We start from the raw sequence: 9,545 nt of genomic DNA, 5'->3' as shown, positions 1-9,545 counted from the left end.
AGGTCTACTTCTGTGACCCTCATAGCCCCTGGCAACGTGGCACGTGCGAGAACACCAATGGTCTGCTACGCCAGTATCTGCCCAAGGGCACCAATCTCTCGGTCTACAGTCAGGATGACCTTGACGCCATTGCCGATAGCCTCAACGCTCGCCCTCGTGCCACACACGCATTTCATTCGCCGTTCGAAGTCTTCTCCACCATGCTTGCACTTGCTTCCAGCCCCGATACTTCTGTCCACTAAGCCTTGTGTTGCACTTCACGTTTGAAACCGCCCCTACTTTTCTTTGCGGCGGCAAAGAAAAGTAGGTGCCGCCCCGCACAGGGGCGACGCCTGAAGCACGCTAACGAATCGCGGATGCCACCGCAAACACAAGCAAACCAAACCGTCCGCGCCGCGAAGCCTCCCCCCGCGGACCGCCAGCGAAGCAGGCGAAAGAAATCCACGCACGCTGCTTGTGGTACTGCACACCAGATGAAACAAACCATTTCACGCATGACCAAACATGCCGACGGCAGTCAAAAAAGCGCGACGCTCACGCCAAAAAAGCCGCGCCGGGGCAACCCGAACACGGCGTCACACGCGAACGATCAGCCCATCAAACCAGGGCCAGCAACCCGCACTACTCGTTAGGCGAAAACTCCTCAAGCACGTCCTCATGCAACTCATCAAGTATCTGCCGATAATCCCGCGGCGTCACACGAGGGTTCAACGCGACATGCGACACCCCCTGCTCCCGCGCCAGATCAAGATAATCACGCAACGCGCGACTACCAATCGCAAAACCGCCACCGATCCGCTTGAACGGATAGTCCCGCCGCGGATGCAAGTACAAAAACCCGCCAAACGCGAGCGGCTTCGCATCGCCATCGGGGTTCGTCTGACGATTCGTTTCTCTCCACTCATCGGCGAATGATTGCAACCGCGCAGGTTCCGGCACGAACCCAAGATACCCGTCCATATTGCCCGCGATCCAACCAAGCGTCTGCTGCGAGCGCCCGACCGCGATAGTCGGCACTCTCCCGAACACAGGCTTCGGCAGCATCGTCAGCGAGCCATCTCCTCGACCAAAACGCTCCGATTCGAAGCGCGGAAAGTTCTGCTCGCTCACGCTGCGATAAACCCCATACGCATCGCGGAAACGCTCCCCGCGACTCTCGAAGTCGATACCAAACACGGGATATTCAGAAGGCCGATCACCCGACGACATCCCTATCACGATGCGTCCGCCCGTCAACCTGTCGAGCGAATTGACCTGCTTGGCGAGCATGAGCGGCTCGCGCATCGGCAGCACGATGCCTGTCGTGCCGAGCGTGATCCGCTCAGTCGCGGTGGCGAGATGCCCAATGTAGATCAGCGGCTCGAAGATCTGCCCAGAATCGCCGTATTGCGGATCGTAGAACGGGATATCGCGCGCCCATAACGCGGCGACGCCGGCCTGTTCGGCACGTTGCGCCATCTGCAGATGGTCGGCCATCGACGGATGAGGCGACGCGGCGTGCGTTTCGAGCGGCAGGATCAGCCCGACAGTGAGCGCGTCGCGCCGGAAGACGCGGTCGTAACCGCGATGACCTTGCAAAGGGAACGGAGTGCGCTCGACTTGCGGTTCGGGAAAAGCGATTGGCATGTCCATGATGTTTTCCTCCAGTGACGTCAGCTTACGGACATGCGTCGACGGGAAAAACACAGCGCCGCTAACAACACTTGATACACGGCGTCAATAGAGATGGACAGCAGGGAAGCGCGTGAAAAACTTCGTTTCACTCACGATGATGGTATGCATCATCAATCATCATTTTACTTGATCGATCGTCGCTCCTATCGTTGAGGAAAACAGAAGAGCGTGTCGGGTAGCCCCCGAAATACGCCTACTTCGAAACGAAATACAGGAGACATCGTGGTCCAAACGACTGCACTTCACAACGTCCGGTTGTCGCCGGCGTTCGTACGACTCGTTGCGCGTAGGCGCAGGCTCGTCATATTGCTCACGCTCGGCACCTTGCTGCCTTACTACGCTTTCGTGCTAATAGCAGGCTTCGCGCCGAAAGTGCTTGCGTTGAAGCTGTTTCCCGGCAGTGTCATGACGATCAGTTGGCCGTTGGGCGTCGCGCTGATCGTCGGTACGTGGATACTGACGGGCATCTATATTCGCCGCGCAAACGGCGAGTTCGACGAGTTGACCGCTCAGGTCCTGGCGGGAGACGCGCAATGAAACGATGCGTCAAACTCATCGGCGGCGTGCTGGCCGCTTTCATCGCCTGTGACGCAATGGCAGCAGCGGAGGTGCTCGAAAAAGTACAGAGGCAACCGCTCAACACGACGGCCATCGTCATGTTCCTCGCGTTCGTCGTTGCGACGCTCGGCATCACGTTTTGGGCCGCGTCGAAGACGAAATCCATGAAGGACTTCTACAACGCGGGCGGCGGTATTTCCGGTTTTCAGAACGGGCTCGCGCTGGCGGGCGACTATATGTCGGCGGCCGCGCTGCTCGGCGTGACGAGCATGATCTTCTTCAACGGCTACGACGGCATGCTCTACGCGGTGAGCTTCTTCGTCGCGTGGCCGTTACTGATGTTCCTGTTTGCAGAGCGCATCAGGAATCTCGGGCAGGTCACGATCGCCGACATCGCATCGTTCAGACTCGACCAGCAGAGAATACGCACGCTGATGGCATTCGGCTCGCTGACGGTGGTGTGCTTCTATCTCGTCGTGCAGATGGTGGGCGCGGGTCAGCTGATCCAGTTGCTATTCGGGCTTCAATACAACTATGCCGTCGTCGTGGTCGGCGCGCTGATGGCGGTGTATGTGACCTTCGGCGGCATGGTCGCGACAACGTGGGTGCAGATCATCAAGGCCGTGCTCATGCTGTTCGGCGCGACGCTGCTTGCGGTTCTCGCGTTGAGCAAGTTCGGCTTTTCGATCGACGACATGTTCGCGCAAGCAATCGCCACACATAAGAGCGGCGCTGGCATCATGCTGCCGAGCAAACTCGTCGCCGATCCGTTTGCGATGCTGTCCCTTTCGGTGGGACTGGTGTTCGGCACGTCGGGCTTGCCGCATATCCTGATGCGCTTCTTCACGGTGCCCGATGCAAAGGCGGCGCGCAAGTCCGTGTTCGTCGCGACGGGCTTTATCGGGTACTTCTTTCTGATCGTCATGGTGCTCGGCACAGCCGCGATCGTGATCGTGGGCCGCAATCCGTCGTTCTACGAGGGCGGTGTGATCGGCGGCAAGCTGATCGGCGGCGGCAACATGCCCGTCATGCATCTGGCGAAGGCGATGGGCGGAGATCTCGTGCTGGGCTTTCTGTCCGCCGTCGCCTTTGCAACGATCCTCGCCGTCGTGGCGGGACTCACGATGGCCGGCACATCGGCTATCTCGCACGACCTGTACGCGATGGTGATCAAGCGCAATCGCGCCGATCACGCGAAGGAAAAGCGTGTGTCGAGAATCGCATCGATTGCGATCGCGTGCGTGGCAATCTTGCTCGGCATCGTGTTCAAGGATCAGAACGTTGCGTTCCTCGTGGCGCTGACATTCAGCGTGGCCGCGTCGGTCAATTTTCCGATTCTCACGCTCGCGATCTACTGGAAAGGCCTGACGACGCGCGGTGCGCTGATGGGCGGCATTGCGGGGCTCGTGAGTGCAGTGGGTCTGGTCGTGCTGTCTCCCGCCGTGTGGGTCAAGGTGCTCGGACACGCGACGCCGATCTTCCCGTACGACTACCCCGCGATCATTTCGATGACGATCGCTTTCTTCTTCACATGGATCGGATCGGTCACCGATCAGGGCGCGCGAGCGGCGAACGAACGTGAGCAATTCGACGAACAATTCGTTCGCGCACAGACGGGCATCGGTTCGTCGCGCGCCGCCAGTCACTAGAGAACTGCTGCAATCGATAGGGAACAAAAATGTCGAACTCGCCTATGTCATCCACTCACGATGCTCAAATGCACGGCACGCATGCACACTTTCAATGGCGCGATACCGGTCTGGGATTTTCGCCTGTCACGATCGCGCTGCACTGGATCGTCGCGGCGCTGGTGCTCGCGATCATTGGAATCGAGATTGCGCTCGTTGCGTCGCCCAATGTCGAGTTAGCGAAGGTTCTGAACCTGCTCGGCACGATCCTGTTTCCGATCTCGGTCTATCGGTTCTGGGCGCGCGTGACGTCGTGGCATCCGCTGCCGCTCGGCACGCCGAATCCTGTCGAGGTGATCGTGAGCCGGTCGGTTGCGACTGCGCTGGCGCTGGCGATGGTGCTGCTGCCTGTCGCCGCGTGGCTCGCGAAATCAGCGGCTGGCCAGCTTGTCGAATTGCCCGGCGGATGGATCATTCCGTCGCCGATGCATCCAAGCGCCCAGGCCGCGCAGGTCTTCGATGTTCTCTTCAAGATCGGCGCAACGCCGTTCGTGCTTGGCCTGGCGCTACATGTCTTCGGTGCCTGCAAGAATCATTTCGTGTTGAAGAACGATGCGTTGAAACGCATGCTTGGCAAACGCGTGGAGCTTTGAATCATGAGCACAACAGGTTTTGAGTTTGGTGGAAACGCCGTCACGAAGCTTTGCGGCGTCAGGTATCCGATCTTCCTCGCCGGCATGGCCGCGATCTCCGGTCCAAAGCTCGTTGCGGCCGTCGCCAATGCGGGCGGGATGGGAACGGTGGGCGGATTGCGTTTGCCGCCGCTCGCGTTGCGGCGATGGATTCGCGAAACGAAAGAACTGACTAACAAGCCGTTCGGCGTGAATCTCGTTCCTTCGTTTGGCGGGCCGGATGTATTCGAGGCGCAGTTTCAGGTCGTGTTGCAGGAAAAGCCCAGGATGTTGTCGCTGTTCTATGCGGAGAACTATCCGCATATGATCGCGCGCGCCAAAGACGCGGGGATGGTGGTCATGGTCCAGGTCGGTTCCGTCGAGCTCGCGCGCAAGGCTATCGCGCAGGGCGCCGACATCATCACTGCGCAAGGCAGCGAGAGTGGCGGGCATCTGAACCGCGGCACGATTGGACTGCTTTCGCTACTGCCTTCGCTTATCTCTGTGGCGGACGGGCGTCCTGTGCTCGCGGCAGGCGGGATCACGAATCGCGACGATGTCCGCACTGTGATGAACATGGGCGCGGGCGGCGTGCTCTGCGGCACGGTGTTCGTTGCGTGTGACGAGTCGAACGCGCATCCGCTTTACAAGCAAAAGATCGTGGATGCGACGGTCGATGACACCGAATACCGTACCGGCTATTCGTTTGGCTGGAAATATGGCACGCCGCACCGGGTCATTCCGAATCGCGACAAGTGGAATTTGTTGCGGCATATCGGCGGCGGTGCGCGGGTGATCGACAAACCGAGAATGGCGCAGAAGCTGTCGTTGTATGCGGGGCAGGGTGTTGGGAAGATCGATCGCGTGGTATCGGCGGCGGCGCGCGTGGAGGAGCTTGTGATGGGGCTTGCTGACGAGGGCGAGGGGGATGCGGTTGAACAGTTCGAGGGGGTTCGGTTGCGCTATGCGTAGGGTGGGGTGATTCGACGGGCGGCCCTTGAGGTCGGCTCGTCGTATGCGGGGCGGGAGGCGCTGATTTCGACCAATGGTTGCCGCTCGCCCATCGCACAGGACTGTTACTCGAACGTGCGGACACGAACCGCACAGCCCCGAATGTGGGCGCGTGGCCGATTGTGTGGTCGGTGTTAACCCGCTAAAGCCGTTCCGGCGCTTGCAATGCAGGTTGGAACGCCCCAAAATGTAAGCGCTAACACGATATTTACAGCGTATCACTAGCGAATGAATGGGCTCAAGCTCTAAACGGCCCATCAAAATGTAAGCGCTAACATAAGGTGGGAAACCGGATCGAGCGCTCAGCGCAATGCGCCGTGGCGCGCAGACCTCTCTCCCAACGCGCACCGAAGTGGACGCGCAATTCCAAGGCTGCCCGACAGCGTATCGGCGCGGCTCGACGCAACTCAATCGGACACATGAAGCGGAGACAACGATCATGAGCGCAACCCCTGGCCACGAGCAGGCCCCACCGAAAATCCGTCGGGCCCAGATCGTGGCGCTTACGCTGTTGCTGGTCAGCGGCATCGTCAACTATCTGGACCGTGGCACGCTCGCCGTCGCCAATCCGCTGATCCGACATGACCTCGGCTTGTCGCTGGGTGAGATGGGGCTGCTGCTCTCCGCGTTCTCCTGGAGCTATGCGCTATTTCAGTTGCCGGTGGGCGGTCTCGTCGATCGCGTCGGGCCGCGCAAGCTGCTCGGCATCGGCCTGATCGTCTGGTCGCTCGCGCAGGCCGCCGGCGGCTTCGTCTCGACCTTCGGCTGGTTCATCCTTGCGCGGATCGTGCTCGGCATTGGCGAGGCGCCGCAGTTTCCGTCGGCGGCGCGCGTCGTCAGCAACTGGTTTCCACTGCGCGCCCGTGGCAAGCCGACGGGCATCTTTAACTCGGCGTCCCCGCTCGGCACAGCGCTCGCGCCGCTCTGCCTGTCAATCCTCGTGGTGAATTTCCACTGGCGCTGGGCGTTCATCGTGACGGGTATCGTCGGCCTGATAGTGGCCGTCGTATGGCTTGCCGTGTATCGCGATCCCGCGAAGACCACGATGACGGAAGAGGAGCGCGGTTATCTCGAAGGTGACGAAGCAGATCACAAGCCCGCGCCGTCGGTCACCTTCGCGGAGTGGCGTTCGCTGTTTTCGCATGGCACCACGTGGGGCATGCTGATCGGCTTTTTCGGCTCGGTCTACCTCAACTGGGTGTACCTGACGTGGCTGCCGGGCTACCTGACGATGGAACGCCACATGAGCCTGATGCATACGGGCGTTGCGGCATCGATTCCATTCTTCTGCGGCTTTCTTGGCTCGCTCACGGCCGGGTGGTTCTCGGATCTTATGACGAGCCGCAGCACGAATCCCGTCGGGAGCCGCCGCAACGCGGTGGTGATCGCGATGCTCGGCATGGTCGCGTTCACGATTCCGGCGGCGCTCGTCGAAAGCAATACGATTGCGATTGCTTGCATCTCGGTGGTGATCTTCCTGGCCAACGCCGCTTCAGCCAGTTCCTGGGCGCTCGCGACGGCCGCCGCGCCACCCAACCGCGTCGGCTCGCTCGGCGCGATCCAGAATTTCGGCGGCTTCCTGGGCGGGGCGCTTGCCCCGATCCTGACGGGCTATATCGCGCAGAACTGGTCCTTCGTGCCCGCGCTGCTGACAGCGGCAGGCATCGCGTTCGTCGGCGCGATGAGCTACGTGCTGTTCGTACGCAAGCCGATCGAGGATAAGCCCGCCCACGTCGAAGCCATTCGAGCGCAGGCGTGACCAGATCGCACGCCGGGCTCCATTCATCCCATTCAGAGAGATAACCATGACGAGCGCCACGCATTCCGCCACTTCAATCGAAGGCATCGTTCCCGTGATGCTGACACCGTTCGACGCTTCCGGCGCGATCGACTATGCCGGCCTCGAACGTCTGATCGAGTGGTACATCGCGCACGGCTCGGACGCGCTCTTTGCCGTCGCGCAGTCGAGCGAGATGCAGTTCCTTAGCCTCGCCGAGCGCGGTGAACTCGGCCGGTTCGTCGTAGAGAAGGTAGCGGGCCGCATTCCCGTCGTGGTCTCCGGTCACATCAGCGACGACCCCGATGCGCAGGCGGAAGAACTCAGCGTCGCGGCATCGACGGGCGCGCAAGGCATCGTGCTCGTGACGAACCGGCTCGATCCGAAGCACGAGGGAACGGAGGTCTTCACGGCCAATCTCAAGCGGCTTCTCAAACGCCTGCCGTCCGACATTCCGCTCGGCCTCTACGAGTGCCCGGCGCCGTATCGGCGGCTTCTCTCCGACGATGAACTGAAGATGTGCATCGACACGGGCCGCTTCATCATGCTGAAGGACGTGAGTTGCGATCTCCAGACCGTCAAGCGGCGCGTCGCGATGGCGCAGGGTTCGCCGCTGAAGGTTCTGAACGCCAACGCGGCGATCGCGTGGGACGCGATGAAGGCCGGCTCGGCAGGCTTCAACGGTGTGTTCACGAACTTTCACCCGGACCTCTATAAGTGGCTGCGCAACGATGCAGCACAGGACCCGGCGCTCGCGCAGGAACTGTCGACGTTTCTCGTTCTCGCTGCTGTTTCGGAAGCGCTTGGCTATCCGGCGCTCGCGAAGATTTACCATCAGCGCATCGGCACGTTCGAGTCGATTCGCTGCCGCGTGATCGACTACGACGTTCGCGAGCGCTTCTGGGCGCTCGATGCGGTACTCGACAAGATCGTCGCCGGCACGGAGGATTTTCGCTCGCGCATCGCCGCGCTCGGCGCGCCCGCATGAGCACAAGCGTGTACGCGCCCGGCGAGACGCCGCGACGGTATGATGACGGCGCTTGCTGCGTCCGCCTTCGTCCAACCGTCACTGCCTGATCCGATGCCTCGCTCCCCTGATTCTCCCGCGCCCGCTGCCGACACGGCCCAGGCCCGCACGCCAACAAGCCGCGCCCGCCGCAATACGGGCCGCACGGTGCTTTCGGATGTCGCGAAACTCGCGGGGGTATCGACGGCGACCGTGTCGCGCGTTTATAACGAGCCGGACAAAGTCTCGGCCAACGTACGTGAGCGCGTCGAGCACGCTGCGCTCACGCTCAACTGGTTTCCGAATGCGGCGGGACGCGCGCTCGCGTCAACCCGCAGCCATATCGCCGGCATCATCATTCCGACCCTCGACGATCAGGTGTTCGCCTCGCAGGTGAGCGGCATGCAGGCGGCATTCGCGGCGCGCGGCATCACGCTCGTGCTCGGCTGCTCGAACTACGACCCCGCGCAGGCCATCGTGCAGGTGCGCGCGATGCTCGCGCGCGGCGTCGAGGCGATGGCTATCGTTGGCGAGGCGCATCCTGCCGAACTGTTCGATGCATTGCGGCTCTATCGGGTGCCTTATGCCGTCACATATGCGTATCGCGAGGGCAGCCCGCACGACTGCGTCGGCTTCGACAATCACGCGGCCTACGTTGAAATAACAGAACATCTGATTGGCCTCGGCCACCGCTCGTTCGCGGTCTGCACCCAGCCGACTCGCGACAACGACCGGGTCCAGGCGCGCGTCGCCGGCATTCGCTCGGCGCTCGAACGACACGGCCTCGCCGTCAGGCCGGAGCACATGTTCGAAGGCGAATCGACGATCGGATTCGGGCGGCGCAGCTTGCGCTCGATCTGGCAATCGGCAGGCGAGCACCCGACCGCGATCATCTGCGGCAACGACCATATTGCGTTGGGCGTGCTACGCGAGGCGGAAGATCTGGGGATCGCCATTCCGGGCGAATTGTCGGTCACGGGTTTCGACGATCTCGCGATCGCGAAAGAGATGCGTCCCGCGCTCACGACCATGCGAGTTGACACCGCCGAGATCGGAAGGCTTGCGGCGCAACACCTGCTCGACGCACTCGATGGCAAGCGCGTTCAGCATGGGCATGAGGTGCGTGCGCAATTACAGGTTCGCCAGTCGACGGGGGCATGCCCGAGCCCGGTTTCGCGGCGATCCTGATAGCGCGTGTGCATCCGGGCGCCGCCTCCAGG

9 protein-coding genes are annotated in these 9,545 nt (G+C 61.5%); 8 read left to right on the top strand and 1 reads right to left on the bottom strand.

Features of this window, described 5'->3' with window-relative positions; all coding sequences use genetic code 11:
* On the top strand, positions 1–242 hold a 242-nt coding region (locus tag BLT65_RS27180; protein WP_143036564.1), incomplete at its 5' end, for an IS30 family transposase.
* A 379-nt stretch (positions 243–621) separates the two neighbouring features.
* On the opposite strand, the gene BLT65_RS27175 is transcribed toward BLT65_RS27180, so the two are convergent.
* On the bottom strand, positions 622–1,632 hold the full coding sequence (locus BLT65_RS27175) for a TIGR03571 family LLM class oxidoreductase (RefSeq protein WP_091783181.1): 1,011 nt from the start codon (positions 1,630–1,632) through the stop codon (positions 622–624).
* Between the two features lie 264 nt (positions 1,633–1,896).
* Here BLT65_RS27175 and BLT65_RS27170 point away from each other — a divergent pair, with 264 nt between their 5' ends.
* The 7 genes from BLT65_RS27170 (at position 1,897) to BLT65_RS27140 (ending at position 9,513) form a co-directional block, all read left to right on the top strand.
* Positions 1,897–2,211, top strand: coding sequence for a DUF485 domain-containing protein (locus BLT65_RS27170; protein WP_007584137.1), 315 nt, complete (start codon positions 1,897–1,899; stop codon positions 2,209–2,211).
* Positions 2,208–3,881 carry a cation acetate symporter gene (locus tag BLT65_RS27165; RefSeq protein ID WP_091783178.1) on the top strand — a complete coding sequence of 558 codons (1,674 nt, stop codon included), beginning with the start codon at positions 2,208–2,210 and terminating at the stop codon, positions 3,879–3,881. The genes BLT65_RS27170 and BLT65_RS27165 overlap by 4 nt, the downstream gene beginning before the upstream one ends.
* Positions 3,882–3,925: 44 nt before the next feature.
* On the top strand, positions 3,926–4,513 hold the full coding sequence (locus BLT65_RS27160) for a cytochrome b (RefSeq protein ID WP_091783175.1): 588 nt from the start codon (positions 3,926–3,928) through the stop codon (positions 4,511–4,513).
* A 3-nt stretch (positions 4,514–4,516) separates the two neighbouring features.
* Positions 4,517–5,503: an NAD(P)H-dependent flavin oxidoreductase gene (locus BLT65_RS27155; protein ID WP_091783172.1), complete on the top strand. Its 987-nt coding sequence runs from the start codon at positions 4,517–4,519 to the stop codon at positions 5,501–5,503.
* 478 nt (positions 5,504–5,981) lie between these two features.
* Positions 5,982–7,301 (top strand): MFS transporter, encoded by a 1,320-nt coding sequence (locus tag BLT65_RS27150; RefSeq protein ID WP_091783225.1) that lies wholly within the window; start codon positions 5,982–5,984, stop codon positions 7,299–7,301.
* Between the two features lie 46 nt (positions 7,302–7,347).
* A complete protein-coding gene (locus tag BLT65_RS27145; protein ID WP_091783169.1) occupies positions 7,348–8,307 on the top strand; it encodes a dihydrodipicolinate synthase family protein in 960 nt (319 codons plus the stop codon).
* 93 nt (positions 8,308–8,400) lie between these two features.
* On the top strand, positions 8,401–9,513 hold the full coding sequence (locus BLT65_RS27140; protein WP_208545807.1) for a LacI family DNA-binding transcriptional regulator: 1,113 nt from the start codon (positions 8,401–8,403) through the stop codon (positions 9,511–9,513).
* Positions 9,514–9,545 lie beyond the last annotated feature (32 nt).

The sequence above is a fragment of the Paraburkholderia steynii genome, from assembly GCF_900100565.1.
Classification (GTDB): domain Bacteria; phylum Pseudomonadota; class Gammaproteobacteria; order Burkholderiales; family Burkholderiaceae; genus Paraburkholderia; species Paraburkholderia terrae.
This window is presented reverse-complemented; position numbering and strand designations above follow the sequence as displayed.

Bases quoted from the DNA above. Each gene is read 5' to 3' on its own strand.
- BLT65_RS27175 (WP_091783181.1), bottom strand. From the start codon at position 1,632: ATGGACATGCCAATCGCTTTTCCCGAACCGCAAGTCGAGCGCACTCCG.
- BLT65_RS27165 (WP_091783178.1), top strand. From the start codon at position 2,208: ATGAAACGATGCGTCAAACTCATCGGCGGCGTGCTGGCCGCTTTCATC.
- BLT65_RS27160 (WP_091783175.1), top strand. From the start codon at position 3,926: ATGTCATCCACTCACGATGCTCAAATGCACGGCACGCATGCACACTTT.
- BLT65_RS27155 (WP_091783172.1), top strand. From the start codon at position 4,517: ATGAGCACAACAGGTTTTGAGTTTGGTGGAAACGCCGTCACGAAGCTT.
- BLT65_RS27150 (WP_091783225.1), top strand. From the start codon at position 5,982: ATGAGCGCAACCCCTGGCCACGAGCAGGCCCCACCGAAAATCCGTCGG.
- BLT65_RS27145 (WP_091783169.1), top strand. From the start codon at position 7,348: ATGACGAGCGCCACGCATTCCGCCACTTCAATCGAAGGCATCGTTCCC.
- BLT65_RS27140 (WP_208545807.1), top strand. From the start codon at position 8,401: ATGCCTCGCTCCCCTGATTCTCCCGCGCCCGCTGCCGACACGGCCCAG.